Here is a 25555-nt window from a genome sequence, read left to right as displayed (position 1 = left end):
GAATGATCGAGGAAAAAGGCATGGAGCCGCTCGCGGTGCGCGTCACCGAGTTGGAAATGACGGCAGCGCCGAAGCAGAGCCTGCCCGTACCGGTCAACATCCAGACCGCGATCATGCGCGTGCCGGAGATCCCTTTGCCGTTCTACCGCTTTCTCTATCTGCAGGTCGGGCGACGCTGGAGCTGGGTCGATCGTTTACGGCTGAGCGATGCGGAGTTGGCCGCCATTTTGCACGACAAGCGCAACTCCGTTACCGTTCTCTACGTCAACGGCGCGCCCGCCGGATTTTTCGAGCTCCTGCAGGTCGATGAGGACAATGTCGAACTCTCGCATTTCGGCATGTTCGAACGCGCGCTTGGTCTCGGGCTCGGAAAGTGGTTCCTGCTGCAGACGCTTTACGCCGCCTGGGGTTCCAATCCGAAGGTCGTCCGTGTCTCGACCAACACCCTCGATCATCCTCGTGCGCTGCAGCTCTACCAGCGCTTCGGCTTCTCTCCGGTCTCTACCCATGACGCGACCGTGCAGCCGCTGAGTGACGAGGAACTGCTGGCGCTCGCACGCAGCCTCTGACTACAGCGCCGCGCGTCAAACCTGACGCGCAAAGGACGCTGTACTACTTTGAAACTGCTGCATAATTTTATCCTTAAATCGATTCCGATTTAAGGAATTATGCAGTAGGCCGATCCGGCACGAATCGGGTGTCGCCCGCTCTCAACGCATGGCATTTCTGTCCTCCATGAAAACCGGAGGAAACCCGATGACCCTGCGCTACAAACCGATGCCGAGCGATCTCGCAGCACGCTACCGCCGCCGCGAACCGGATGCCTATGGCCTGACGCCCGAGCTGCACGTCTCCGATGGCGATGGCATGCCCTGCCGCCATTGCCTCGCCAACATCGCTGCCGGCGATCCCTACCTCATCCTTGCGTACCGGCCCTTCCCGGCGCTGCAACCCTATGCGGAAACCGGCCCGATCTTCCTGCATGCGCAGGAATGCGAAGCCTATGGGGGCGGCGAGGCCGTTCCGCCGATCCTGACGACGAGCAAGGATTATCTGTTGCGCGGTTATGGTGCCGACGATCGCATCGTCTATGGCAGCGGCGCGGTGACGCCGGTCGATGAACTCGCTGTCCGCGCCGTCGAACTGCTCGAGCGTCCGGAAATCGCCTATGTGCACGTCCGCTCGGCCCGCAACAATTGTTACCAGTGCCGCATCGAGCGCGCATGAAAAACGGGGCCGGAATCGCCGGCCCCGCTACGTTCATTGCCTCTGCGGCGATCAGGCGATCTTCAGCACAGCTTCCGGCGCGTGGTTTTCGTAACCGAGGGCCTCGGCAACCGCCTTGTTGGTGACGCGGCCCTTGTGGATATTCAGGCCCGCACGCAGATGCCGGTCCTCGGCAACCGCCTTCAGGCCGCGGTCAGCAAGCTGCAGGCCGTAGAACAGGGTCGCATTGTTCAATGCCTGGGCTGAAGTGATCGGAACGGCACCCGGCATGTTGGCGACGCAGTAATGCACAATGCCATCGACTTCATAGGTCGGGTCCGAATGCGTGGTCGCATGCGAGGTCTCGAAACAGCCGCCCTGGTCGATGGCGACATCGACGATAACGGCGCCCTTCTTCATGCCTGAGAGCATTTCGCGTGTGACGAGCTTGGGTGCAGCCGCACCCGGAATGAGCACCGCGCCGATCACGAGGTCGGCAGAGAAGACTTCCTCCTCCAGCGCATCGATGGTCGAAAAGCGCGTGTGGACGCGGCCGGCAAAGAGATCATCGAGCTGCCGCAGCCGCGGAATGGAGCGATCGAGAATGCTGACGTCGGCGCCAAGACCGGTGGCCATGCGGGCCGCGTGCAGACCGACGACGCCACCGCCGATCACTGTGACCTTTGCCGGCAGAACGCCCGGCACGCCGCCGAGCAGGATGCCGCGACCGCCATTGGCCTTTTGCAGCGACGTCGCGCCGGCCTGGATCGCCAGGCGTCCGGCGACTTCCGACATCGGCGCCAAAAGCGGCAGCCCGCCACGCTCGTCGGTGACCGTCTCATAGGCGATGGCCGTCACACCGGAATTCAGCAGCCCCTTGGTCTGTTCAGGGTCTGGAGCGAGATGCAGATAGGTGTAGAGGATCTGACCATCGCGAAGCTGCGCCCATTCGGACGGCTGTGGTTCCTTGACCTTGATGATCATGTCGGATTTTTCAAAGATGTCCTTGGCCGTAGCCACGATCTTCGCGCCCGCGGCACGGTAGGCATCGTCCTCCGCGCCAATCCCTGCGCCCGCCTTGGTTTCGATGATCACCTCGTGGCCATGCGCCACATATTCCCTCACCGATCCGGGTGTCAGGCCAACACGGTATTCATGATTTTTGATTTCCTTCGGGCAACCGACACGCATTTCGCGTTCCTCTCATTTCGGCCTTGGCCGTTGCAGTTTCTAACCCGTGTAGAGAAACAGAAAGCAGGTCGCATGTCCTTGCAAAGTTGCCGATCTTTAGCGTAATATTTCGAATATTCTTGCGTAAAAACACAAAAATTCGAAGGAAATTCGACGAATGTCGATAGATGCAATTGATGCTGCGATCCTGCGGATTCTCCAGCAGAACGGCCGGATCGCCAACGCCGAACTTGCCGAGAAGGTGGGCCTGTCCGCTTCCGCCTGCTCGCGCCGGGTCGATATCCTTGAGAAATCCGGCGTCATCAGCGGCTACCACGCGCGCCTGTCGCACAAGGCGCTCGACTACCGCATCATGGTCATCGTCCATATCTCGCTGTCGGGCCAGTTCGCAAAGACGCTGGCCGAATTCGAGGCTGCGGTGAAACTCTGCCCGAATGTGCTGGTCTGCTATCTGATGTCGGGTGAATACGACTATATCCTGCGCGTCGCGGCAAAGGACCTCGAAGACTACGAGCGCATTCATCGGGACTGGCTTTCCGCCTTGCCGCATGTCGTCAAGATCAATTCCAGCTTCTCGCTGCGCGAGATCATCGACCGGCCGAATGTCGGCGTTTGAACGACCGGATTCTTGCGGTCGTCGTCAGGCGTTTCCGACGACGCAGTTGCGCCCGCGCCGCTTGGCCTCATATAGCCGCGCATCCGCCTTCGACAGTAGGTCCCGAGCCGCAGAACCATCGACAGGGGTCGACGCGATCCCGATGCTCACGGTGACGGCCGCAAGATCCGATGTCGTCACATCCGTCATCACTCGCTTACGCAGATCCTCGGCGCGCAACAGCGCGCTCGGGTGATCAAGGCCGTCACAGAGAACCACGAATTCCTCGCCGCCGTAGCGAAAGAAATAATCGTTCTGGCGCAAACCAGATTGGATCGCGACGGCAATCGCCTTCAGCACATGGTCGCCCTCGAGATGGCCGAACCGGTCATTGACACTCTTGAAATGGTCGGCGTCGATCATGATCAAGCTGACGATGTTGCCGGTCACCGCCGCGTTGCGGACCAGCCGCGGCGCTTCGAACTCGAACCGGCTGCGGTCGAGCACGCCGGTCAGCATGTCCCGCCCGGATTTCGACAGCAGGTCCTCATAGCGCTCCCGGAAAGTCAATGTATTGAAGATGTCGCCGATCGGCTGCGGGGAAACGGACCGCCCCGAATGGCTGGAAAAATGCAGATAAGCGCCAAGGATCGCCGCGTAGAAGACGGCAGCGCCCATCTTTGCAAACCAGCCACCCAAAAAAACCTCGGCCGGCGCACCGTTCACCGCATGCAGCGCGATGTAGAATCCGGCCTGGTCGAACGTCAGAACGGCGATGCCGCAGAGGAGGAAGCGCAGGGTGAGAAAACCGCGCACCCAGCGTCCGAGGCGCTCGTAAAGGAGAATGATCAACAGCGAGTCGATGTAAAGCAGGAGCGTTCCCCACAGCATCAGCCAGCCCATCTCGTCGATGAAGGCAAGATCGGCTGTCCGGTTCGGCACGACCGATACCGTCTCGTGCATCTGAAGAAGCAGGCCCAGTGCGACGGTCAAGAAGTTGCCCGCCAGCAGGCCGTAGATCGGCTGGCGCACCGTCGCCGCATCCTCCTTTACGTAAAGGAGCAGGATCATCATCAGCTTGCCGGCGAAAAGCACCGCCGAACCCGGTGAAATCACGCCGAATGGCAATTGCACGTAGAAGACGGCGGCGAGATAGGTCTCGATGAAATGCAGAACGCCGAGCGCGGCAATGAAGACGCCGATACCGAGGAGATGGCGCAGATGCAGCAGCGTGACCATCACCCCGACGTAGACAAGACCCTCGCCGAGAAAAAGAAATACGTTGGTCATCGACATGCGCCCGGATTTGATTCCGGAATTTTATAAATTGCAAATTTAAAGAAACGTTTATCAAACCCGCCAGCGGAGTGGCAGTGTTTCGAACTCAGACCTGCCGGGAAACCACGTCATCGGCGAACAGCGCGGGACCATGCTGGTCGATGATCTGACGCGCCTTGCGCAAGGTCGCGTCGATCACATCTTCTTCCGAGCTGAACAGATCGGCCCGGATGAAGGTACGGACGCGAATGACGCCATCGACATTCTTCTCGATGGAGCCGGCCAGCCTGAATTGCGCACCTTCCTTCTTTGGCGTCGCCCGGATCAGGCAGTCGCCATAGGTTTCCGTCTTTGCGGAGGATGCGGCGGTCTCCGCTTTGGAGCCGCCGGAAAAACCGAACAATTTTGACAAGAACGAAGCCATGCGGAAGACTTATCATGACAAGCAAACCTGTCAAAGGCTAAGTTCGAAACGGCCAACGGCCTTGCCCGCATAGTGACGAAACCTTTTGCAGTTGCACTGATCGGCAATATCGATGCCCGGCGATCGCCGATCGCCGCCTAAATCCTATGGTTTAAGATGATCGACCAACCACAAGAAATAACTTGAAAAAAAGATCAATCTAAATCACCAGGTTGGCCAGAATCTCGTTGTCGGTGATATCCTGATAGCGCAGCCCGGCGGCGTCGAACGCGGCCTTCAACCGGGGAAAGTTTTCCGGATGCTTGGTTTCGATGCCTATCAGGATCGAACCGAAATTGCGCGCCGATTTCTTCAGATATTCGAAGCGGGCGATATCGTCCTCCTCGCCGAGCAGGCCGAGGAAATCCTTGAGCGCGCCGGGGCGCTGCGCCATGCGCACGATGAAGTATTTTTTCAGGCCCGTATGCCGCATCGCCCGTTCCTTGACGTCGGGCAGGCGCTCGAAATCGAAGTTTCCGCCGGAGACCACGGCAATGACGGTCTTGCCCTCCAGCCTGTCGCGCCCCAGCGCCTCCAGCGCAGTGATCGAAAGCGCGCCGGCCGGTTCCAGCACGACTCCCTCGACATTCAGCATATCGATGATCGTCACGCAGATGGCATTTTCTGCGAGCAACAGCACTTGGTCGGTGGAAAAATCCTTCAACGCCGCGAAATTGAGGTCGCCGATCCGCCCGACGGCTGCGCCATCGACGAAATTGTCGACCTGGTCGAGCGTTACCACTGCGCCCGTCTCCAGGCTGCGCCGTAGGCTCGGGGCTCCCTCGGGTTCGCAGAAGATGAAGGATCCGGGGGCAGTGACGTCCTTCATATAACCGGTCACCCCGGCCGAAAGGCCACCGCCGCCAACCGGCAGGATCACCAGATCGGCCATCGTGCCTTCGGGCAATTGCTCGACGATTTCGGCCGCGACCGTCGCCTGCCCTTCGATGATGTCGGCATGGTCGAAGGGCGGCACCATGACGCCGTCGATCTTTTCCACATGATCGCGCGCCGCCTGATAGCACTGGTCGAAGAAATCGCCGACGAGCCGGATGCTGATGAACTCGCCGCCGAATGTCGTCGTCTTGTCGATCTTCTGCTGCGGCGTCGTCACCGGCATGAAGATGACGCCCGGTACGCCGAAGTGCCGGCAGACGAAGGCGAACCCCTGGGCGTGGTTGCCGGCCGAAGCGCAGACGAAGGTCTTGCCCGTGCCGCCTGCCTCGATCACCTTGCGGAAGAAATTGAAAGCGCCCCGTATCTTGTAAGAGCGAACCGGCGAAAGATCCTCGCGTTTCAGGTAGATCGTCGCGCCGTAGCGTGCGCTCAGGTGCTCGTTGAGCTGCATCGGCGTTGCCGGGAACAGAGTGCGCAGTGCCTCGACGGCGTGATCAACGTCCTGCTTCATGGAATGCGGGTCTTTCGCTCGGGTTCGTGTCGCCATGCCTATGCCACAACGGAAGGCGCGAAACCACAGCTATTCGCATTAACTATACTATCATAATCATGTTTCAAAAGCCGAATGCGCCTCGCCTTGACACCAGCCTGTAAATCCCGAAAATCCGTGGCGGACATGGGATCGCGGGGGAGAGACAATGCGCGCCGGTAAACGAAGAGACGCTCCGATGGTTGCGGTCCGTGCGGCTGTGATGCTGGCGCTGCTGGCCGGGCCGGCCGCGGCTGGTCAACTTGCGGACGCGGCCACCAAGGCCGAGGCTTTGGCGGCATCCGGCGACGCCGTCGGCGCTCACGACGTCATGCGCACTGCAATCAGCGATTTCTCCGCGACACTTCCCTTTTCCATCGGCAAAGCAGTGTTCGTCACGACTGACCCGGCGGGATACGCCATGTATGAGCCGAAGCCGGATCTGCAGTTCAAACCCGGCGAAGCGCTCATTTCCTATGTCGAGCCCGTCGGGCTAAGCTGGAAGCCGGCAAGCGAGGTGGGCAAGATCCAGTCGCATTTCACCGTCGATCTGGATATCCTGAGCGCCTCCGGCGAAGTTCTCGCCAGCCAGAAAGCCTTTGGCGACTTCACCTTCACCGGCTTTTTCCGCAATCAGGAAATCTATGCGACGCTGACCACCGATGTCAGCGGCGCTGCGGCAGGCGACTATATCCTTCGGTTTCATTTCAACGATCTGAACAATGGCAAGACCGCCAGCGTTGAGCAGAAATTCACCATCGCGGCGCCTCAAACGCCCTGAGGAATCAGCGCGTTACGCGCTTCGCAGCCGCAATCTTTTCGATCATCGCCCGCACATCCGCCTCTGCCGCATCGAGCAGTGCCTCGTCACGGGCGCGGATGACAAGGTCGGTGGAAAACGACTTGCCGTCGAACTTCGGATAGGAGCCGATGCTCGTCATTGGGTGAGCCTTCTGCACCTCCCCCAGCGGACCGCCGATATCCCCCTCGCCAAAGGGTGACAGCACCGAGCGCGACTTGACCTTCGTGCCGGTCTCGAGTTGCGGCAAAAGCGCGTCCAGCATGGCCTGGAAGACCTGCGGCACGCCGGCCATGACGTAAACGTTGCCGATGATGAAGCCCGGTGCCGTCGAAACCGCATTGGGGATATGCCGGGCGCCGTTCGGCATGCGCGCCATGCGCCGCCGCGCTTCGGTGAACTCCATGCCGCGCCGCTCATACATCGCGCCGAGCAGGCGCATCGCCTCGGGATCATGAACGCATTCGACACCGAACGCCCGCGAAACCGCGTCCGCGGTGATGTCGTCATGGGTGGGGCCGATGCCGCCGCAGGTAAAGACGTAGTCGTATTGACCCCGCAGACCATTCAAGGCAGCGACGATCGCCGCCTCGTCGTCGGAGACGATACGCACTTCCTTGAGATCGATGCCGGCGATCGTCAGCATATCGGCAAGATGGCCGATATTCTTGTCCTTGGTCCTGCCGGACAGCAATTCGTCGCCAATGGCGAGCATGGCGGCAGTTACGATTTTTTCGCTGGTCATCGGCAAGTCCTGTTCGGATCGTTCAATCGAAAGTCGCGACGGTCACCCCTTGGGCTCTGAAGGCGAACCTGCAAACTGATAAATCCGATCTCCAGCGGCAATCAAGCGGAATTGCCGGTTCAACTGAAAAGACCACCACCAGGACCTGGCCTCGCCAGGATCGCGACCAGGCTCTCCGACGGTAAGGCTGCCCTTTTTCAGGGGGCCCGTCTTCTTGACGGCGATCAACCGTTGCTGGTTCTCAGCCCGCCCAGTCGCGAAATTACCAAACGACGCGAATTTCGTGATACCTTGGGCTGCCCGGACGCAAATGGGAAAAACCTGCGACCCGCATTTCGGCAATTGGAACAACGCCTGCATGGGCTGTTCCGGTCCGGTCGTGCCGACGCCGCCAAGGCAATCGAATGCGACGCGCTCCAGGGAGTAAGAAATGACCCGGGTGGTATATGAGATCGTTGAGCATGATGGCGGATGGGCCTACAAGCTTGCCGACGTTTTTTCCGAGACCTTCCCAAGCCGCGAAATAGCTCTGGCGGCGGCAAAAGCCGCGGCAGCCGAACAGCAGGTCGGCGGCGATGACGAGGAAATCAGCTTTCAGGATCCAAGCGGCCTCTGGCATTATGAACACGCCGACGGCGGCGATCGTCCCGAGGCGATCGTCGAGGACGGCGATATCCGCTGAACTGGCGGCAACAGGCAGGACATCAGGCACACCGGAAACTGCAGGTATAAAATTAAGTATAATGCCCCTCTCCGGCGCCGAAGAGGGGGTATTTTTGGGTGCTGAAAATGCCGAGTTTCCCTTCCTCGGCATCGCCATTAAAGCGGCAACGGCCTACCGCATCAACGGAAACCATTGGTTAACCTTCACGCGTAGGGTTAATCACCACTGCAGAGCCCCGATTGATATTCAATCAAAAAACATCAAAAGGCGCTATGCAGCGCCGAAAACGACGGAAAGCCGTTCAGAGGGCATGTCCGCGCCCAGCAATCCCGCCCGACGGAACCACTGATCGATACTCGCCTGCACGGCCGCTTTGGCCTCCTCCAGCGTATCGGCGGATTGGAAGTCGTAGCGGATCGTGCCGTTGCAACCGGAAACCATCCATTTCCAGGTCGTTTGCCCGTCATGCTGCAATATATAGGCCAGTTGATGCTGACCCAGCATACCGGCATAGGAACGATTTCGGATCGGTTTCCATGTCAATGGGATTTCCTGCAACACTCGACCAGCCTCCATATTTCCCTGTGAGCACGAAATATAGGCCGCCTGCCAAATGCGCATAACCCCATCGTTTGAGGGGTTTTTCGGTTCCGGCATGGCCGTCTGGCCAATAGCGGCTCTTTGCTGCGATCGAACTCGCGGTCGCCCGGCGCGAGCTGTGCTCCACCTCCGCAAAACATTTGCTTGACGAAATCAACCAAGTGTCTGAAAGGAAAAACACGCGGACGTGGCGAAACTGGTAGACGCAAGGGACTTAAAATCCCTCGGAGCAATCTGTACGGGTTCGACCCCCGTCGTCCGCACCACTTTCCCGAATAAAAGATGCCGCCATCAACCGGAGCTTCGCAATGTCACTTCCTGATAAAGCATTTCCCGTTTCCTGGGACCAGTTTCACCGCGATGCACGTGCGCTCGCTTGGCGCCTTGCCGGCAACGGCGGCGAATGGAAGGCGATCGTCTGCATCACCCGCGGCGGGCTCGTTCCGGCGGCAATCGTCTGCCGCGAATTGAACATCCGCCTGATCGAGACGGTGTGCGTTGCTTCCTATCACGACTATGACGCGCAGGGTGAGATGTATGTCCTCAAGGGCATTTCGGAGGAGTTGAAGGCCGATGGCGGGCAAGGCGTACTGATCATCGATGACCTGACTGATACCGGCAAGACAGCCGCCGTGGTGCGGGCCATGCTGCCGAAGGCACATTTCGCCGCGGTCTACGCCAAGCCGAAGGGTCGGCCGCAGGTTGACACCTTCGTCACCGAAGTCAGCCAGGACACCTGGATCTATTTTCCCTGGGACATGGGCTTCACCTATCAGGAGCCGATTGCGAAAGGCTCCCGCGGCTGACGTAACCGTGCGTTTCGCTTGCGACATCCCGCGCTTACATGAAGGCGGCGGCGATTTATTTATGAGTGATGGCGAATGTTAGCTATTTTTGAATGGTTTGGCCCCATAGATTAAACCATTCGGCGCCGCGATTTCCTGCGGTGGCAAGAATCGATCGCGCCGGCCGATGGCTGCGCGATACGGATTGTCAGTGGGAGGACAGACCATCATGCGCGGGGCGCTCGTTTCGATCGCTGTCGGCACGTGCCTCTGGTCGCTACCGATCATTGGGTCGATGGCCAGCGACGTCCACATCGGACCAGTCACCGCCTATGTCGAGGCCAGTGTCCGGTCGTGGATAGAGGATCCCGTCATCGTCGAAGCGCTGAAGGATCACAATGAACGTCATGCTCATCTGGCGCAGGCCGATATCGATCGCATTGATGCTGAGTGGCGTAGCCAACGGTCGAGCGATCATCATCCATTGATCGATTCGGTGACGGATACCCCCCTGTCGAAATTCCTCAAGGCCAAGCAGGCGGCCTCCGGCGGGGCCATCACCGAGATCATCGTCATCGATGCCAAGGGCCTCAGCATCGGCGAAAGCGAGCCCAGTTCCGACTATTGGCAAGGCGACGAGCAGAAATGGCAAAAGACGTACCCTGCCGGCGCCGGCGTGCTTTTTGTTGACCGGGCGGAGAAGGATGAATCGACGCAAACGCTGCAATCGCAGGCAAGTTTGACGGTGTCCGATCCGCAGACGCACCAGCCGATCGGCACGCTCACCGTCGGCATCAATCTGGACGCCCTGTGACAGGGCAAAGGGCTTGCCGGAGACGGTTTGGAATTGAAGCGAACCGGCTTTCAAGCGTCGGCCGCGTGCCCGAATCAGTTTTTCCCCAGCGCCATAAGAAGGCCCGTTTGGCTATGGCGGATGATCGCTACGGTCAATTCTTACCCGCAAAATTTCGGAAATCCGCCTGCCTTTAGAGGAGCTGTGGCAGCCAAGCCGACGAAGCGCCTGATTTTGCTGGGTTTGATTTCTGTCCCCGTTTTCCACAGGTGGTGCACACAACATCTGGTGTTCATAAATTCGCCGCAAACCAGCCCTTGACGGAATCGGGTCTGATGCCGTTAATGGATTTCACGTTGCAGCGTCAGCGGGACCGGACACATTACGAGGCCGGTTCATTTCAGAAAAAATCGTTTGGTTCAGGCAGTCCGGTGAAAGATCGCCGGTCGCGACGGTTATTTTTTGTGATTGCCCCTGACGCCAAACACGGCACAAAAAGCTGGCGTAAAGAAGTTGTTAATACTATATTTAGTGTTTGCAGCCAAATTCAGCACAAGATACAGGATAACCCGAGACGGGTTTCCCACAGAGAGCGGAAAAACGAGAGCTGGCTGCACACCCCCCGTGCAGCCAGACGGGGATATTTTTGCCCAGCGCTTCGGCGGTTCGGGCATGCGGCAAACAAAGGACAAGGGACAGATGCAGATCGAACGTCGTTTCACCAAGGCAGGCCAGTCGGCCTATGCCGAGATTGAATTCCGCAAGGCCATCAGCGAGATCAAGAATCCCGATGGCTCGATCGTGTTTCGTTTGGCGGATATCGATGTGCCCGCCCAGTTCAGCCAGGTCGCGGCCGACATTCTCGCCCAGAAATACTTCCGTAAGGCGGGAGTGCCGAAGCGCCTGAAAAAGGTCGAGGAAAATTCCGTTCCCTCCTGGCTGTGGCGCTCCGAAGCCGACGTGACCGCGATGAAGGACCTGCCGAAGGACGAGCAGTACGGTTCCGAAACCGACGCCCGCCAGGTTTTTGATCGCCTGGCCGGCACCTGGACCTATTGGGGCTGGAAGGGTGGCTATTTCGCCTCCGAGGATGACGCCCTCGCCTTCCGCGATGAGCTCGCCTACATGCTCGCCACCCAGCGCGTCGCCCCGAACTCGCCGCAATGGTTCAACACCGGCCTTCACTGGGCCTATGGCATCGACGGCCCCGGCCAGGGTCATTTCTATGTCGACCCCTTCACCGGCAAGCTCGTCAAGTCGAAGTCGGCCTACGAGCATCCGCAGCCGCATGCCTGCTTCATCCAGTCCGTCGGCGACGATCTCGTCAACGAAGGCGGCATCATGGACCTGTGGGTGCGCGAGGCGCGCCTGTTCAAATACGGTTCCGGCACCGGCTCCAACTTCTCCTATCTGCGCGGCGAAGGCGAAAAGCTTTCCGGCGGCGGCAAGTCGTCGGGCCTGATGTCGTTCCTGAAGATCGGCGACCGCGCCGCCGGCGCCATCAAGTCGGGCGGCACCACGCGGCGCGCCGCCAAGATGGTCGTCGTCGATATCGACCATCCGGATATCGAGGAATACATCAACTGGAAGGTCAAGGAAGAGCAGAAGGTCGCTGCCCTCGTCACCGGCTCGAAGATCGTCGCCAAGCACCTGAAGGCGATCATGAAGGCCTGCGTCAATTGCTCTGGCGACAACGATGCCTGCTTCGACCCCGCCGAGAACCCTGCCCTGAAGCGCGAAATCAAGGCGGCCAAGAAGGACCAGGTTCCGGAAAACTACATCCAGCGCGTCATGCAGTTCGCGCGTCAGGGTTACAGGGACATCGAGTTCAAGACCTACGACACCGACTGGGATTCGGAAGCCTACCTCACCGTCTCTGGCCAAAATTCCAACAACTCAGTCTCGCTCAAGGACGACTTCTTGCGCGCCGTCGAGAATGACGGCGACTGGAACCTGACCGCCCGCAAGGACGGCAAGGTGATGAAGACGCTGAAGGCGCGCGATCTCTGGGAATCGATCTCCTATGCCGCCTGGGCGTCGGCCGATCCGGGCCTGCACTTCAACACGACGATGAACGACTGGCATACCTGCCCGGCCGCCGGCCCGATCCGCGCGTCGAACCCGTGCTCGGAATACATGTTCCTCGACGACACGGCCTGCAACCTTGCCTCGCTGAACCTCTTGCAGTTCAAGGATGCCGCTACCAAGAACATCAACATCGCCGATTACGAGCATGCCGTGCGCCTGTGGACGCTGGTGCTCGAAATCTCCGTGATGATGGCGCAGTTCCCGTCCAGGGAAATCGCCGAGCTCTCCTATGAATACCGCACGCTCGGCCTCGGCTACGCCAATATCGGCGGCCTCCTGATGTCCTCGGGCATCCCCTATGATTCGAAGGAAGGCCGGGCGATCGCCGGTGCGCTGACCGCCATCATGACCGGCGTCTGCTATGCGACCTCGGCCGAAATCTCCGCCAAGCTCGGCCCCTTCCCGGGCTTCAAGCCGAACCGCGACAATATGCTGCGCGTCATGCGCAACCATCGCCGCGCCGCCTTCGGTGAAACCCAGGGCTATGAGAAGCTCTCGGTCGAGCCGGTCGCCCTCGTCCACGGCGATTGCCCGGATCAGGACCTGATCGCCCATGCCAAGGCTGCCTGGGACAAGGCCGTCGCGCTCGGCGAACAGCACGGCTACCGCAATGCCCAGGTCTCCGTCATCGCGCCGACCGGCACGATCGGCCTCGTCATGGATTGCGACACGACCGGCATCGAGCCCGATTTCGCACTGGTGAAATTCAAGAAGCTCGCCGGCGGCGGCTACTTCAAGATCATCAACCGCGCCGTGCCTGAAGCGCTGCGCACGCTCGGCTATTCGGAAAGCCAGATCGCCGAGATCGAAGCCTATGCCGTCGGCCACGGCAACATCAACCAGGCGCCCGCCGTCAACCCCGGTTCGCTGCGTGCCAAGGGCTTTACCGACGACAAGATCGAGGCGATCAACGCCGCCACCAAGGCTGCCTTCGACATCAAGTTCGTCTTCAACCAGTGGACGCTCGGCGCCGATTTCCTCAAAGGCACGCTGAAGGTGTCCGACGAGCAGCTCGCCGACATGAGCTTCAACCTGCTTGAGCATATCGGCTTCTCGAAGAAGGAGATCGAGGCCGCCAACATCCATGTCTGCGGTGCGATGACGCTCGAAGGCGCGCCGTTCCTGAAGGCCGAACACCTGCCGGTCTTCGATTGCGCCAATCCCTGCGGCAAGATCGGCAAGCGCTATCTCTCGGTCGAAAGCCATATCCGCATGATGGCGGCTGCCCAGCCGTTCATCTCGGGCGCAATCTCCAAGACCATCAACATGCCGAACGAGGCAACCGTCGAGGATTGCAAGGCTGCCTACATGCTCTCCTGGAAGCTGGCGCTGAAGGCGAACGCCCTTTATCGCGATGGCTCGAAACTTTCCCAGCCGCTCAATGCCTCGCTGATCGAGGACGAGGACGACGAGGATGCGATGGAGGACTTCATCCAGGCCCCGGCAGCCGCCCAGGCCGTCGCGGTCACGGAAAAGATCATCGAGCGCGTCATCGAGCGCGTCACCCGCGAGCGTGAAAAGCTGCCGAACCGCCGCCAGGGCTATACCCAGAAGGCAGTCGTCGGTGGACACAAGGTCTATCTGCGCACCGGCGAATTCGGCGATGGCCGCATCGGCGAGATCTTCATCGACATGCACAAGGAAGGCGCTGCCTTCCGGGCGATGATGAACAACTTCGCCATCGCGATTTCGCTCGGGCTGCAATACGGCGTGCCGCTCGAAGAATATGTGGAGGCCTTCACCTTCACCAAGTTCGAGCCGGCCGGCATGGTGCAGGGCAATGACGCGATCAAGAACGCCACCTCGATCCTCGACTACGTGTTCCGCGAACTCGCCGTCTCCTACCTGAACCGCCATGACCTCGCCCATGTCGATACGTCGGACTTCTCCAACACGGCGCTCGGCAAGGGCATCCAGGAAGGCAAGACCAACCTGATCTCGACCGGCTGGACCCGCGGCCACAAGCCGACGCTCGTCCAGGGCGGCCAGATCGACCGCACTTCGGGCGAGCCGAAGGGAGCTGCGACCGCCGCCCCTGCCAAAGCCTCCGGCGGCACCAACGTCACCGCGTTTGCAGGCTCCGCCGCCCGCAAACTCGAACCGATCGCCGCCATCTCCACCTCCGAAATCGTCGCCTTCAAGCGCGACTACGAGGAACGCGCCGTCGAACCGGCCGAGGAGATCGCCGAAGAGGTCGCCGAAGTGGCCGGAAGCGAAGTGACCGCCCTCTTCTCCGACAAGGCCGCCGCCGAAGCCGCCGCCGCCAAGTCGGACGCCAAGAAGCTGGAGGCCGAACGCCGCATGCGCTCGATCGCGCAAGGCTATACGGGCAACATGTGCTCCGAGTGCCAGAACTTCACGATGGTGCGGAATGGGACGTGCGAAAAGTGCGACACGTGCGGGGCGACGAGCGGGTGCAGCTGATTTATGCTGAATTGGGATTGTATGGATAGCCCCCACTGAAATGTCACAAAGTGGGGGTCCAGAGTCACAAAGGTCTCATCTGTTGAGTCACAAATCAACAGCCACGTGACCTTGTAGTGATCGGAACTCAAAATAACGCATATTCTCCAGGCACTTAGGTGCCTGGAGAATGACTTGCAGAACAAATCATGAAACAAATTCCATAGTTGTAATATCCATCAGTTCACGCGTAACCATGAGGTCTCCCAGTCATGAACATGCATGTGAATACCATCGAGGCATTTCTCGAGGCTCTGGTGAAAGAGCTTGAGGTTCCGGATCATCGCTACGAACAAGCGGAGAAAAGCTACTCTTCCCTTGGAGAATGGCTTCATCGCCCCGAGAGCACAGTCCGTCGATACGATCCGCAGGTCTACTGCCAAGGGTCGTTCCGACTTGGAACTGCAATCCGTCCGCATACGGAAGCGGAAGAGTATGATGTGGACTCTGTCGTCGAGCTTCGCCTCCTAACCAAGCGCGACAAGACCCAGCAAGAGCTGAAGGTCATGCTCGGTATCGAGATTACGGCCTACCATGACGCCAGGGCCATGGTGAAACCCGTTCGGGAAGGTAACCGCTGCTGGATTCTGGACTATGCGGACGGTGCCCAATTCCACATGGACGTGGTTCCCGCCGTGCCGAATACCGAGCAGCAACGGATTCTTCTCGAAGCGCGGATGCTGGACACCCGATGGGCATCGACCGCGATCTCTATCACCGACAGGCGGGTGCCAAACTACCGGATACTCTCTGAGGACTGGCCCCGCTCCAATCCCAAAGGCTACTCCAATTGGTTCGCTTCCAGACAGGCAATGGTGTTCGAGCGCCGAAAGCGGGCGATCCTTGAGACCATGCGGAGAGAGAGCGTTCGGGCGAGCGTGGAGGATCTACCGGACTTCAAAGTGAAGACGCCGCTTCAGTCCGCGATCATGATCCTGAAGCGCCACCGGGACAACATGTTCGCCCGTAATCTGGATCTTCGGCCGATTTCCATCATCATCACCACGCTCGCAGCCCATTCATACGAGAACCAGGATACGATCTCGGGCGCATTGTTTGCGATCCTCGATCGCATGGACCAGTTCATCGTCTATGACGGCCGGAAGCACATCATCACGAACCCTACCGACCCCTTCGAGAACTTTGCCGACAAATGGGAGAAAGAGCCGCAGAAGGCAGAGGCTTTCTTTGATTGGCTTCGCCAAGCTCGAGCGGATTTCCAAGCAGCGGCGCAAGCGGGTACGTTTCAGCAAATGGCTGATGCCCTCAATCCCAGGATGGGATACGCGCTGTCGAGGCGAGCGGTTGACCGGCTCACCGGCGGGTCACGCCTGCTGCGCGCAGCAACGGGTGCGTCTGCGGGAGGCGCAGGCACCGTCAGTGCGCCAAGCTTCGCGAATGCCGACCGCCGACCGACGAAACCTCAGGGCTATGCATGATCTGGTGGTGGGCGGATCAGAACAGGGCCAGAGCGGAGAAGGCAGCATTCATCGCCCTCCAGGAGGAACATGGCTGGCTGACGAGCGTGCGCATCAGGCACCTTGGCAATTTCCAGCTCTGCGTGGACGTGGAGATCGTGCATGGCGGTGAGAAGTTCCCTCTTGCGGTGATCTATCCCACGACGTTCCCTGACACCCCGCCGATCGTCATGCCCCACGGAGAGAGGCGGCTCTCCGAACATCAGTATGGTGCCGGCGGCGAGCTTTGCCTCCAGTGGCGTCCGGACAACTGGGATCCCGCTGTCACCGGGGCAATGATGGTGGAAAGCGCCTACGGCCTGATTGCTGCCGAGCGCCCTTCCGATGGGGGAACCGCCGTCGTGCCTTCGGAGCACCGGTCATCGCTGGCGGGTGAACTGCGCTTCGAGACCTGGCGCCTGATGGTTCAGGAGGGTGCCTGGGCTTCGCTCAAAGGGCAACTCCCCGAGGCGGTATTGGAGATATCGCTGACGATTACTGCCCGCAGGTCCCATAGAGTGGCTCACCTCAGATCGATCGGCGCACCAGGAAACGCGCTGTGGACATCACCGCAGCCAGCACCGAATGCACCAGGGAGACGGACCGGCTTCATATTGCGGACGACGCAAGACATGAGTGTGCTGGCGCTACATGGAGGCGGTGAATTCAAAGACCTCGCCAAACGTATCCCCGAACTCTCCTCCCTTCTCGAAAGGCCGGAGTGGCCGTTCATCATCGTTCTCGAAAAGAGCGGACGTAAAACCGCCTTCGACATAGTTCGTAGCAAGGACGGCCTTCCGTTTCTGGTTCCCTATCGGATCGTTGAGGAGGAGGAGCTGGAGCGGCGTTCCGCCTCGAACCGTGAAACTGTGTCCCGCAATCGCGTCGCCATCGTAGGCTGCGGCTCCATAGGGTCAAAGATTGCAGGATCTCTTGCGCGCGCTGGTGTCAAGAAGTTCCTCCTCGTTGACGAAGACATCTTCCTGACTGGCAACCTAGTGCGGAACGAACTCGACGCGTGGGCAATCGGTTGGCACAAGGTGGACGCTTTGGCCGACAGAATCGGCCAGATCGTCACCGACACCGAAATCGACACGCGGCGCGTCGCGCTGGGTAGCCAGACCTCCGCCCTTGCGATGGAGTCCACGCTTGAATCGATCGCCGAATGCGATCTCATCGTTGAAGCGACGGCGAACCCGACATCGTTCAATCTGTGCGCGAGCGCTGCGAAGCGGCACAAGAAGCCAATGATCTGGGCCGAGGTTTTCGGCGGCGGGATCGGCGGCATCATTGCAAGGGCGCGGCCGGACACGGATCCGTATCCGCTGGCGGCAAGGAACCAGATCAGGACGTGGTGCGACGACCATGGCATTCCTTGGCAGGCGGAGACCGGAAACGCCTACGAGATGAACCGGGACGACGGGCCGCCATTCATCGCGGACGACGCCGATATCTCAGTTATAGCTGCGCATGCCACGCGGCTTGCGCTCGACATCCTCCAAGGTGGCGAAACATCCTTTCCCCATTCCGCCTATGCGATTGGGTTGAAGAAAGCATGGATATTCGAAGCCCCCTTCGACACCTGGCCAATCGATCTGCAAGCAACAGGGCCTTCGGAGGAGCCGGTTGCGGCACTTGGCGGCGAAGATATCGAAACGCTTATGTCCGATCTCCTCGACGAGGAACCTTCGTGACCGTGGAGTTGATCCTTCCTCACGGCATCGTGGCGAGGATGAAGGCCATGCTGGCTCGTGCAGCCGACCGCGAAATAGGCGGCATCCTGATGGCACGGCAGATCAGGCCCGGACATTACCAGATCGTCGACTTCTCCGTCGATGAACTGACGGGCGAACGGGCACATTTCGTCAGGGACCACGTCTTTCACAATGCGTTCCTAGACGCGTTCTTTGAAAGGACCGGTTACGACTACGAGAACTACAACTACATCGGCGAATGGCATTCGCATCCCCGGCTTCCGATCGTTCCGAGCCTCACCGATCTGAAGACCATGGAGGATCTCGTGAACGGAGAGCGTGACATTCCATTCGCAGTTCTCCTTGTCGTCAGATCAGACACGCCCCGCGAATTCCTCGCGATGGCGACCTTCCATCAGCGCGGGACTGCTCCGGAACCCGTCCAGATCAAATCCGAGAGCTAGAGAAAGCCATGTATCGAGAAACGATCGATTGGGGCATCCGCGAGTTCCTGAAGTTCCTGTTCAGGCCGAGAGGATTTGAAGGGAGGATCGCCAGTCTCTGCGTCCCGATCCTCGTCGCCCTGCTCGGTGGGAATTGGCTCGTCAAGGCCACTGTTCGCGGCGAGTACTCGTTCGAAGTCGGCTCGACAAACTTCATTCCAGGGTGGGTGCAGTGGCCCCTCGTCATCCTGTTCGTCGGGGTCTTCGTCTTCTGCGTCTGGGTCGGCTGGAAGCGGTTCTCCCGTGAGAACGAACTACGAGACAGAAGGAAGGTCATTGTCGTCGAGGGCCGCGGACTTCGCGATGACGACGGCGCTCCACTGGCAGCCGCGGTGCCGTCGGATATCGTCGGTCACCGGACCGGCGTCCTGCTGGATTTGCGACAGCGAAAAGACGGCGTTGTCGTGGATCCGGCCGAGCTTCTGAACGAGGTGGACGCTACGCGGCGGGCGGTCCAACAGCATTCGAAGCAGGGCGACCCTCAAGACGTAACGCTCGTTTATGGTGGGCTGACGCCCGTCCCCCTCGCCTTCCTCACTGGGATCATCTTCGACGATGAGGGCAGGATCGTCGTCATGGATTGGGACAGGACTCGTGAAGCGTGGCGAAGTCTGGATAGCGGCGATGATGGCCAGCGCTTCCAGCGTGAAGGATTCGAAGACATCGGCGACGCCGCGGAGGTGGTACTGGCGGTATCGGCGTCCTACCAGGTCCGGTCGGAAAACATCATCACGACTTTCAATCTTCCGGTGGTCAGGCTTTCGCTGCCGAATCTGAATTCTTCGCACTGGTCACAGGCGAAACAGAACGCCCTCGCCGAGCAGCTATTCGAAGCCGCCAAGCTCCTCGAAGCCAAGGGAGTGACGACCATTCATCTCCTTCTGGCCGCTCAGAACAGCGTCGCGTTCAACCTGGGGCGCCGCTACGACAAGCGAAACCTTCCTGGCGTCATTGTCTACCAATACGAAGCAAGCAGCGAAAAGAAGTTTCCATGGGGCGTCCGGATGCCTGTTCGCGGTGAAAAGGCAGCTTCGATCGTCAGGACCTAGAAGCTTGAGACGTTATCTCATGATTCAAGATCAATATGCGCTTAGTCGTGGCATGATCTGATTGTTCAGAAATTCTTTTGGCGAAGCGACGCGGTTATTCGAATGCAGTTCAAATCAAGAAATCTCCGTGCCCTGGCAGAATGCGTGATAGGCGACGTACAGGGATTTCCGTATCGTTCCAGCAAGTACATCACCGAATTCTTCGAAGACTGCGATCTGCCATTCGTCCACGACGGCTCGACGAGGTGGGCGTGGACGGCGGAACGACTCGGGGAGCTCCTGGCAGAACCTGTCCAGCACCAGCACTCACTTCCAGGCAGATTCGTCAATGTTTTCCGCGTCCTCATGGACAGGTCTGATGCGGTCGAAGGCGATGAGGACAGAAGCGTCGCTCTGGAGACGTTGAACGGTCCGCTTCGAAGAGAAGGCTTCGAGGCGTTCTTCGACGACACCTTGACGGTCCAGTTCCGCCATGTAGCGACTAAGCGGGTTTCGGAAACATCGAACCCACACCGTCCATTTCATCCGGAAGAAGTCAGGAAGCGAAGGGAACTGGCCGCGTTCCTGGATCGCTGTTCCGAGGACGAACTGATCGAAGACATTTTGCTGCCGATGTTCCGGCAGTTGGGGTATCACCGTATCACGTCCGCCGGCCACGCTGACAAGGCGCTGGAGTACGGCAAGGACATTTGGATGCGCTACACGCTGCCGACGATGCATGTCGTCTACTTCGGACTTCAGGCAAAGAAGGGCAAGATCGACTCCTCGGGCGTGACCAAGACGGGAAACGCCAATGTCGCTGAGATCCACAATCAGGTCGTGATGATGCTTGGCCATGAGATCTTCGATCCGGAGGTGAATCGCCGGGTGCTCGTCGATCACGCCTTCATCGTGGCCGGCGGCGAGATAACGAAACAGGCGAGGAACTGGCTTGGGAACAAGCTCGATGCAAGCAGGAGATCGCAGATCATGTTCATGGATCGCGACGACATCCTGAACCTGTTCGTCGTCTCGAACATTCCGCTGCCCGCTGGCGCGGTCCCGGCGACGCCTTCGCCTGAACTCGATGAGATCCCGTTTTAGGTTTGGCCGTGGGCAGCGACAGTCATCACCTACGGTTACATGATGGAGGATCCGATGAGAATTGCATGCTTGGGGTGGGGTTCCCTGGTCTGGGATCCGAGAGACCTACCTCTTCGATCAGACTGGCATGAAGACGGCCCCATGGTCCGGGTCGAGTTCGTCCGGCAATCGAGGGACGGTCGTCTGACTCTGGTTGTCCTGGCCTCGGCCGAACCTGTTGTCTCACTCTGGGCGGAGATGGGCGCAGATGACCCGGAACGCGCACGGGAGCTGCTTCGCCAGCGTGAGGGCCGACCGAGACGGGAGCACATCGGCCTCTGGCGTAGGCAGGATCCTGATCCGGCCGATCTTTCGGGACTGGCAGCATGGGCGAACACCAGGGACCTGGATGCCGTCGTGTGGACGGACCTGCCGCCCAAGTTCCTCGACACCGAAGGCCGGGCTCCATCTCTGGAAGAGGCCGTCAGCTACCTGAACGAAGCGGAAGGACCAGTCCGCGCCGCCGCCATCGAATACATTAGGAATGCTCCCTCGCAGGTCAACACCCGCTATCGGAAGGAATTTACCCGCCAGATACCTACCACGTCGGCAATCCAGCGCTGATCCGTTCATCACATCGTCAATGCGGCCCGTAACTCCGACAGCCTGCGAGGGGTGCCGATCCCATGTCCCTCCGCGACTGGATTGCCCACGCAGGTCAGGAGGAAAGTGCTGTGAGCGTGGCATCGTTCGCGGCCGAAGCCGTCCGTTGCTGTGGCTGCAGGGTCGCAGGACGTATCGCCGCTGCTCGCAGACAACCTGGCCTAGAATCAGGTAGCGTTCCTGAATATTTCACCTCGCGGGACGGCCGATGTACCTTTCAAGAATCACGATAGATAACTTCAGGAACTTCCGATGCCTGGACGTCTCGCTGGCGGGGAACGTCGTCATCGTTGGTGAGAACCGGGTCGGCAAGTCGAACTTGCTCTATGGCCTCCGTCTGATATTCGACCCGTCGCTGCCAGACAGCGCTCGAGAGCTGTCTCTCGGCGACTTCTGGGACGGACTTGAAGAACTCGACGAAGAAAGTCGAATCCTTGTGTCCGTCGAGATAAAGGACTTCGATGATGACCCGGATGTCCTTGCGGTGCTGACGGACTACCGTGTCCCCGGAAGTCCGGACACGGTAGCACTGACGTACGAATACAGGACGCGCCCCGGACTTGGGCGGGCTCCGACGAGCGAGAGGGACTTCCAGTTCTCGTGCTACGGCGGCAGGGATCCGACACGAAAATTCGGTCATGACGTGCGAAGCAGGGTTTCCATGGATGTCCTTCCGGCTCTTAGGGATGCGGAAGGAGACCTGGCTGTCTGGAGGCGCTCTCCCCTCAGACCGCTGATCGAGACGGCCTTTGGTGCGATCGACCGTAACGAGCTGCAGGAAGTCGCCCACCAGATTGGCAGGGCAACCTCCAGCCTGATGGAGTTCGAGCCCATTTCCGAACTTGAGGAGGCCATAGCGACGTCGTACCGGGCCATGAGCGGCGAGCGGCAGGACGTCGAGCCGACGCTCGGCTTCTCCGCCACCGATGCCTCAAAGCTTCATCGGCAGATCAGGCTGCTGATCGACTCCGGACAAAGGGCCGTTTCCGACGCCAGCCTTGGCTCTGCGAATCTCATCTTCCTGACGCTCAAGACAATGGAGTTGCGCAACCTCATTGCAGGGGACAAGCGCGACCATTCCCTTCTCGCGATAGAGGAACCCGAAGCGCATCTGCACCCCCATCTGCAAAGACTCGTCTACCGGAGCCTGTTCGAGGATGCGAGCAGACCGGATGAGGACGGCGAGGATCCACCGCTGTCGGTCATCATGACAACCCACTCGCCACACATAGCGAGCGTCGCTCCGGTGAGATCGATCGTCCTGCTCCGAGAGGACGGCGACGAGACAGCCGGCTGTTCCACGGCTTCCCTGGATCTGTCGACCAACGAGGCGGATGACCTGCAGCGCTACCTGGATTTCACACGCGCCGAAATGTTGTTCGCGCGCGGCGTCATCCTTGTCGAAGGCGATGCCGAACGCTTTCTGGTTCCCAGGTTTGCCGAGGAGCTCGCCGCCGATCTGGATGGTCTGGGCATCACGATCTGCTCGGTCGCGGGAACGAACTTCACGCCCTACGCCAAGTTTCTTGAAGCGTTGAGAATCCCCTTTTCAATAATCACGGACTTCGACCCTGACGGGGATCGGGGGCAGAAGCGGACGGTCGCGTTGTCCCGGCTCCTGGATGCAATGCGCGCGCAGAAGTACGACGAGGAATATTTTAACGAGCTCCTGGAGACCGATGACTGGCCTCGCTTCGACGAAAGCATCGAGGAGTTCGGGGTCTTCACCAACGGCGATACGCTCGAGATGGATCTATTCAAGGGCGCCTTCACGGCGGCGATCATCGAAGGCCTAAGGGAGGGCAATTTCGGCAAGGAACGAATCGCGCGAATCGACGCCTGGGAAAAGGATCCCACGACCGTCAACCGGAAGCAGCTACTCGCCATGATGGAAGACATTGGCAAGGGTCGCTTCGCACAGCGCATGACCGCTCGTATCGGTGGACTTGAGGTACCGGGCTACATCGCGCGTGCGATAAGCTACGTGGTCGACCGTGTCTAACAGCGCACTTTATCTCGACGCCGCGGAGGAACTGAGGCCGAACAACGCCCAGTGGCAGGCCTATGAGTCGACCGGGCACTGCGTCGTTCTCGCAGGTCCCGGAAGCGGCAAGACTAAGACCCTCACGATCAAGCTTGCCCGGATCCTCGCCGAGGATGTGAAGGCTCCGCGTGGTGTCGCCTGCATCACCTACAACAACGAATGCGCGCGGGAACTGGAGGATCGGCTCGGCGCGCTCGGGGTCGAACCGGGAAAGCGTGTCTTCGTCGGCACCGTCCACTCCTTTTCCCTGACGCAGATCCTGATCCCATACGCCGAGTCCCTCGACGTCGGACTCCCTCCCCGGTTCCAGATAGCAAACGCCCAGCAAAGGGGAGTGGCGATGGCCAAGGCTCACCGGGACGTGGTCGGCGGCCCCGGCAATCCGGAGGATTTCCGGTTCGGCATGGACCTCCACCGTCGCACCTACCTGGACAGAAATAAGCCAATATGGACGGAAGCTAACCCGCAACGAGCTGCGCTCGCAACGTCATACGAGCACTATCTGCGCGAAGCTGGCCTAATCGACTTCGAGGACATGCCCCTTCTTGCGCTGCGTGCCCTTGTCAGGAACCCATGGCTGCGCGATGCGTTGCTTGCCAAATTCCCTGTTCTCGCCGTCGACGAATATCAGGATCTCGGTACGGCACTTCACCTGATGGTGCTCGGACTTTGCTTCCGCACCGGAATTCGCCTGCTGGCGGTCGGCGATCCCGATCAGTCGATCTACGGCTTCACTGGGTCGAGACCAGAGCTGCTGCAGCAGCTTTCGCAGCGTGAAGACGTGGAGACGGTGAGACTGACGCTGAACTACCGAAGCGGAACCCGGATCGTTGCCGTTTCGGAATATGCCCTGGGAGAGATCCGCGGCTACCAGGCGGCGGAAGGTGCCGCGGAAGGCACAGTCTACTTCCACCCGCTGGTTGGAAGCTTCGAAGACCACGCCTCCTGGCTGTTCTCGACGTTGCTTCCTGAAGTGGAGGCGAGAAATCCCGGGCTACCGCGCGGTAACATCGCTGTCCTCTATGCGGCGGCGTTCATGGGCGACGCTGTCGCCGAGGCGGCTACTGAGCATGGCTGGGCATTCGTGCGGGCTGATGCGAATGCCCTTTATTCCCGGTCGAACAGGTTGATGCGATGGATCGAGCGGTGCGCTGCGTGGTGTTGTGGCGGATGGGAGGTCGGCGAGCCACGCTGGTCTAGGATTGTCTCCGAAGGTAGGCGCATGTTCTCCGAGACGATCTTGTCCGATCAAGATTGGAGGGAGTTCAAACGGACCCTGCTCGCCTTCACCTGGTCGGCGCGGGACAGCACCCTTCACCTTTCCGCCTGGCTCCGAACGCTCGACGCCGCGATCGTGCCGAGGTTTGCGATCGGCTGTAGAGTCTTGTCCGACGACGTGGCCGCGATGAAATCCCTCGTACAGCGGCTTGAACAGGACCAGGGACTGTCGGGCATGACACTTGGCCAGTTCTCGGGTGCTGGCGAAGGAAACGATCGCATCAATCTCAGCACCCTACACAGCTCGAAGGGCCGGGAGTTTGATGTCGTCGTAATGTTCGGTATCGACGAAGGACGGATTCCTCGGGCCAATCCGACACCAAGAGACATCATTGAACAGCGGCGCCTATTCTACGTCGGGTTCACACGCGCACGATCAGAGGTCCATCTGACGTTTTCGGCCGCGCGGCCGTCCCGGTTCGTCATCGAAGTCGATGAACGCATCCAAGCTGAAGATATTTGACCCTGGGAATCAACGGATCCCCGAGCAGGAGCCGGCCGAACTTGTTGATCGTCTGACAAAATCGATCGATCCGACCTCCACGCTGGGCGCGCCGCCGATCTTGCATGTCAGGTCGATCCAGCAGGAATGCTTGAACAAGGCAAGCAGAACCCTGGGAAAACCACAGCGCGAGATTGAAACCATCCACACTCGCGGCAACAATTGCCACGTTAGGGAGTGAGTCGAGGAGTTCGGAGTCGTGTTGTC

Annotated in this window: 24 protein-coding genes and 1 tRNA gene; 18 read left to right on the top strand and 7 right to left on the bottom strand. The window is 59.7% G+C overall.

What is annotated here, in order from left to right; translation table 11 throughout:
• The first annotated feature begins 2 nt into the window (after window positions 1–2).
• Complete coding sequence (locus ACSQ2Z_RS11795; RefSeq protein WP_436081374.1) at window positions 3–569, top strand: GNAT family N-acetyltransferase; 567 nt, start codon at window positions 3–5, stop codon at window positions 567–569.
• A gap of 187 nt (window positions 570–756) precedes the next feature.
• The gene (locus ACSQ2Z_RS11790; protein ID WP_436081373.1) at window positions 757–1227 is read left to right on the top strand and encodes a DUF1203 domain-containing protein; all 471 of its coding nucleotides are present in this window, start codon (window positions 757–759) and stop codon (window positions 1225–1227) included.
• Between the two features lie 51 nt (window positions 1228–1278).
• Here the strand turns inward: ACSQ2Z_RS11790 and ald are convergent, their stop codons facing one another.
• Complete coding sequence (ald, locus tag ACSQ2Z_RS11785; protein ID WP_436081372.1) at window positions 1279–2397, bottom strand: alanine dehydrogenase; 1119 nt, start codon at window positions 2395–2397, stop codon at window positions 1279–1281.
• Between the two features lie 157 nt (window positions 2398–2554).
• On the opposite strand from ald, the gene ACSQ2Z_RS11780 reads away from it, so the two are divergent.
• Window positions 2555–3013 carry an Lrp/AsnC family transcriptional regulator gene (locus ACSQ2Z_RS11780; protein WP_436081371.1) on the top strand — a complete coding sequence of 153 codons (459 nt, stop codon included), beginning with the start codon at window positions 2555–2557 and terminating at the stop codon, window positions 3011–3013.
• Window positions 3014–3037: 24 nt separating this feature from the next.
• Here the strand turns inward: ACSQ2Z_RS11780 and ACSQ2Z_RS11775 are convergent, their stop codons facing one another.
• The 3 genes from ACSQ2Z_RS11775 to ilvA all read right to left on the bottom strand — a co-directional run bounded on the left by ACSQ2Z_RS11775 (window position 3038) and on the right by ilvA (window position 6141).
• Entirely contained in the window at window positions 3038–4288 is a 1251-nt protein-coding gene (locus tag ACSQ2Z_RS11775) for a diguanylate cyclase (protein WP_436081370.1), read from the bottom strand.
• A gap of 88 nt (window positions 4289–4376) precedes the next feature.
• A complete protein-coding gene (locus ACSQ2Z_RS11770) occupies window positions 4377–4694 on the bottom strand; it encodes an HlyU family transcriptional regulator (RefSeq protein WP_436081369.1) in 318 nt (105 codons plus the stop codon).
• Between the two features lie 199 nt (window positions 4695–4893).
• On the bottom strand, window positions 4894–6141 hold the full coding sequence (gene ilvA, locus ACSQ2Z_RS11765) for a threonine ammonia-lyase (RefSeq protein ID WP_436081368.1): 1248 nt from the start codon (window positions 6139–6141) through the stop codon (window positions 4894–4896).
• A 217-nt stretch (window positions 6142–6358) separates the two neighbouring features.
• Between ilvA and ACSQ2Z_RS11760 the strand changes: the two genes are divergently transcribed.
• The gene (locus ACSQ2Z_RS11760; RefSeq protein ID WP_436081367.1) at window positions 6359–6940 is read left to right on the top strand and encodes a hypothetical protein; all 582 of its coding nucleotides are present in this window, start codon (window positions 6359–6361) and stop codon (window positions 6938–6940) included.
• Window positions 6941–6944: 4 nt separating this feature from the next.
• On the opposite strand, the gene ACSQ2Z_RS11755 is transcribed toward ACSQ2Z_RS11760, so the two are convergent.
• A complete protein-coding gene (locus ACSQ2Z_RS11755; RefSeq protein ID WP_436081366.1) occupies window positions 6945–7703 on the bottom strand; it encodes a competence/damage-inducible protein A in 759 nt (252 codons plus the stop codon).
• A gap of 42 nt (window positions 7704–7745) precedes the next feature.
• Window positions 7746–8063 (bottom strand): hypothetical protein, encoded by a 318-nt coding sequence (locus tag ACSQ2Z_RS11750; protein WP_436081365.1) that lies wholly within the window; start codon window positions 8061–8063, stop codon window positions 7746–7748.
• A gap of 70 nt (window positions 8064–8133) precedes the next feature.
• On the opposite strand from ACSQ2Z_RS11750, the gene ACSQ2Z_RS11745 reads away from it, so the two are divergent.
• The gene (locus tag ACSQ2Z_RS11745; RefSeq protein ID WP_436081364.1) at window positions 8134–8385 is read left to right on the top strand and encodes a DUF2188 domain-containing protein; all 252 of its coding nucleotides are present in this window, start codon (window positions 8134–8136) and stop codon (window positions 8383–8385) included.
• Between the two features lie 252 nt (window positions 8386–8637).
• On the opposite strand, the gene ACSQ2Z_RS11740 is transcribed toward ACSQ2Z_RS11745, so the two are convergent.
• A complete protein-coding gene (locus ACSQ2Z_RS11740; protein WP_436081363.1) occupies window positions 8638–8910 on the bottom strand; it encodes a hypothetical protein in 273 nt (90 codons plus the stop codon).
• Between the two features lie 238 nt (window positions 8911–9148).
• On the opposite strand from ACSQ2Z_RS11740, the gene ACSQ2Z_RS11735 reads away from it, so the two are divergent.
• The 13 genes from ACSQ2Z_RS11735 to ACSQ2Z_RS11675 all read left to right on the top strand — a co-directional run bounded on the left by ACSQ2Z_RS11735 (window position 9149) and on the right by ACSQ2Z_RS11675 (window position 25529).
• Window positions 9149–9233 (top strand) — tRNA-Leu (locus ACSQ2Z_RS11735).
• A 42-nt stretch (window positions 9234–9275) separates the two neighbouring features.
• Entirely contained in the window at window positions 9276–9773 is a 498-nt protein-coding gene (gene gpt, locus ACSQ2Z_RS11730; protein WP_037160083.1) for a xanthine phosphoribosyltransferase, read from the top strand.
• A 208-nt stretch (window positions 9774–9981) separates the two neighbouring features.
• Window positions 9982–10566, top strand: a complete 585-nt coding sequence (locus ACSQ2Z_RS11725) for a hypothetical protein (RefSeq protein WP_436081362.1) — start codon at window positions 9982–9984, stop codon at window positions 10564–10566.
• Window positions 10567–11244: 678 nt separating this feature from the next.
• On the top strand, window positions 11245–15057 hold the full coding sequence (locus ACSQ2Z_RS11720) for a vitamin B12-dependent ribonucleotide reductase (protein WP_436081361.1): 3813 nt from the start codon (window positions 11245–11247) through the stop codon (window positions 15055–15057).
• A 251-nt stretch (window positions 15058–15308) separates the two neighbouring features.
• The gene (locus ACSQ2Z_RS11715) at window positions 15309–16535 is read left to right on the top strand and encodes a nucleotidyltransferase domain-containing protein (RefSeq protein WP_436081360.1); all 1227 of its coding nucleotides are present in this window, start codon (window positions 15309–15311) and stop codon (window positions 16533–16535) included.
• Window positions 16532–18247: a ThiF family adenylyltransferase gene (locus ACSQ2Z_RS11710; RefSeq protein ID WP_436081359.1), complete on the top strand. Its 1716-nt coding sequence runs from the start codon at window positions 16532–16534 to the stop codon at window positions 18245–18247. Before ACSQ2Z_RS11715 ends, ACSQ2Z_RS11710 begins: the two co-directional genes overlap by 4 nt.
• 38 nt (window positions 18248–18285) lie before the next feature.
• Window positions 18286–18711, top strand: coding sequence for a Mov34/MPN/PAD-1 family protein (locus tag ACSQ2Z_RS11705; RefSeq protein ID WP_436083061.1), 426 nt, complete (start codon window positions 18286–18288; stop codon window positions 18709–18711).
• Between the two features lie 8 nt (window positions 18712–18719).
• Entirely contained in the window at window positions 18720–19799 is a 1080-nt protein-coding gene (locus ACSQ2Z_RS11700) for an SAVED domain-containing protein (RefSeq protein ID WP_436081358.1), read from the top strand.
• A 144-nt stretch (window positions 19800–19943) separates the two neighbouring features.
• Window positions 19944–20882, top strand: coding sequence for a hypothetical protein (locus ACSQ2Z_RS11695; protein ID WP_436081357.1), 939 nt, complete (start codon window positions 19944–19946; stop codon window positions 20880–20882).
• A gap of 141 nt (window positions 20883–21023) precedes the next feature.
• Window positions 21024–21485 (top strand): hypothetical protein, encoded by a 462-nt coding sequence (locus ACSQ2Z_RS11690; protein WP_436081356.1) that lies wholly within the window; start codon window positions 21024–21026, stop codon window positions 21483–21485.
• A gap of 247 nt (window positions 21486–21732) precedes the next feature.
• The gene (locus ACSQ2Z_RS11685) at window positions 21733–23526 is read left to right on the top strand and encodes an ATP-dependent nuclease (RefSeq protein WP_436081355.1); all 1794 of its coding nucleotides are present in this window, start codon (window positions 21733–21735) and stop codon (window positions 23524–23526) included.
• Window positions 23519–25309 carry an ATP-dependent helicase gene (locus ACSQ2Z_RS11680; RefSeq protein ID WP_436081354.1) on the top strand — a complete coding sequence of 597 codons (1791 nt, stop codon included), beginning with the start codon at window positions 23519–23521 and terminating at the stop codon, window positions 25307–25309. The genes ACSQ2Z_RS11685 and ACSQ2Z_RS11680 overlap by 8 nt, the downstream gene beginning before the upstream one ends.
• Window positions 25281–25529, top strand: a complete 249-nt coding sequence (locus ACSQ2Z_RS11675) for a hypothetical protein (protein WP_436081353.1) — start codon at window positions 25281–25283, stop codon at window positions 25527–25529. Before ACSQ2Z_RS11680 ends, ACSQ2Z_RS11675 begins: the two co-directional genes overlap by 29 nt.
• Window positions 25530–25555: the final 26 nt, after the last annotated feature.

Source organism: Pararhizobium sp. LjRoot235, assembly GCF_964254145.1.
GTDB lineage: Bacteria > Pseudomonadota > Alphaproteobacteria > Rhizobiales > Rhizobiaceae > Pararhizobium.
Note: the sequence above shows the minus strand (reverse complement) of the source record. Positions and strands in the feature narration are given on the sequence as shown.

Excerpts from the sequence above, each read along its gene's own strand:
- ACSQ2Z_RS11795 (WP_436081374.1), top strand. The coding sequence starts at position 3 with ATGATCGAGGAAAAAGGCATGGAGCCGCTCGCGGTGCGCGTCACCGAG.
- ACSQ2Z_RS11790 (WP_436081373.1), top strand. The coding sequence starts at position 757 with ATGACCCTGCGCTACAAACCGATGCCGAGCGATCTCGCAGCACGCTAC.
- ald (WP_436081372.1), bottom strand. The coding sequence starts at position 2,397 with ATGCGTGTCGGTTGCCCGAAGGAAATCAAAAATCATGAATACCGTGTT.
- ACSQ2Z_RS11780 (WP_436081371.1), top strand. The coding sequence starts at position 2,555 with ATGTCGATAGATGCAATTGATGCTGCGATCCTGCGGATTCTCCAGCAG.
- ACSQ2Z_RS11775 (WP_436081370.1), bottom strand. The coding sequence starts at position 4,288 with ATGTCGATGACCAACGTATTTCTTTTTCTCGGCGAGGGTCTTGTCTAC.
- ACSQ2Z_RS11770 (WP_436081369.1), bottom strand. The coding sequence starts at position 4,694 with ATGGCTTCGTTCTTGTCAAAATTGTTCGGTTTTTCCGGCGGCTCCAAA.
- ilvA (WP_436081368.1), bottom strand. The coding sequence starts at position 6,141 with ATGAAGCAGGACGTTGATCACGCCGTCGAGGCACTGCGCACTCTGTTC.
- ACSQ2Z_RS11760 (WP_436081367.1), top strand. The coding sequence starts at position 6,359 with ATGGTTGCGGTCCGTGCGGCTGTGATGCTGGCGCTGCTGGCCGGGCCG.
- ACSQ2Z_RS11755 (WP_436081366.1), bottom strand. The coding sequence starts at position 7,703 with ATGACCAGCGAAAAAATCGTAACTGCCGCCATGCTCGCCATTGGCGAC.
- ACSQ2Z_RS11750 (WP_436081365.1), bottom strand. The coding sequence starts at position 8,063 with ATGCAGGCGTTGTTCCAATTGCCGAAATGCGGGTCGCAGGTTTTTCCC.
- ACSQ2Z_RS11745 (WP_436081364.1), top strand. The coding sequence starts at position 8,134 with ATGACCCGGGTGGTATATGAGATCGTTGAGCATGATGGCGGATGGGCC.
- gpt (WP_037160083.1), top strand. The coding sequence starts at position 9,276 with ATGTCACTTCCTGATAAAGCATTTCCCGTTTCCTGGGACCAGTTTCAC.
- ACSQ2Z_RS11725 (WP_436081362.1), top strand. The coding sequence starts at position 9,982 with ATGCGCGGGGCGCTCGTTTCGATCGCTGTCGGCACGTGCCTCTGGTCG.
- ACSQ2Z_RS11720 (WP_436081361.1), top strand. The coding sequence starts at position 11,245 with ATGCAGATCGAACGTCGTTTCACCAAGGCAGGCCAGTCGGCCTATGCC.
- ACSQ2Z_RS11715 (WP_436081360.1), top strand. The coding sequence starts at position 15,309 with ATGAACATGCATGTGAATACCATCGAGGCATTTCTCGAGGCTCTGGTG.
- ACSQ2Z_RS11710 (WP_436081359.1), top strand. The coding sequence starts at position 16,532 with ATGATCTGGTGGTGGGCGGATCAGAACAGGGCCAGAGCGGAGAAGGCA.
- ACSQ2Z_RS11705 (WP_436083061.1), top strand. The coding sequence starts at position 18,286 with ATGAAGGCCATGCTGGCTCGTGCAGCCGACCGCGAAATAGGCGGCATC.
- ACSQ2Z_RS11700 (WP_436081358.1), top strand. The coding sequence starts at position 18,720 with ATGTATCGAGAAACGATCGATTGGGGCATCCGCGAGTTCCTGAAGTTC.
- ACSQ2Z_RS11690 (WP_436081356.1), top strand. The coding sequence starts at position 21,024 with ATGGTCCGGGTCGAGTTCGTCCGGCAATCGAGGGACGGTCGTCTGACT.
- ACSQ2Z_RS11685 (WP_436081355.1), top strand. The coding sequence starts at position 21,733 with ATGTACCTTTCAAGAATCACGATAGATAACTTCAGGAACTTCCGATGC.
- ACSQ2Z_RS11675 (WP_436081353.1), top strand. The coding sequence starts at position 25,281 with ATGAACGCATCCAAGCTGAAGATATTTGACCCTGGGAATCAACGGATC.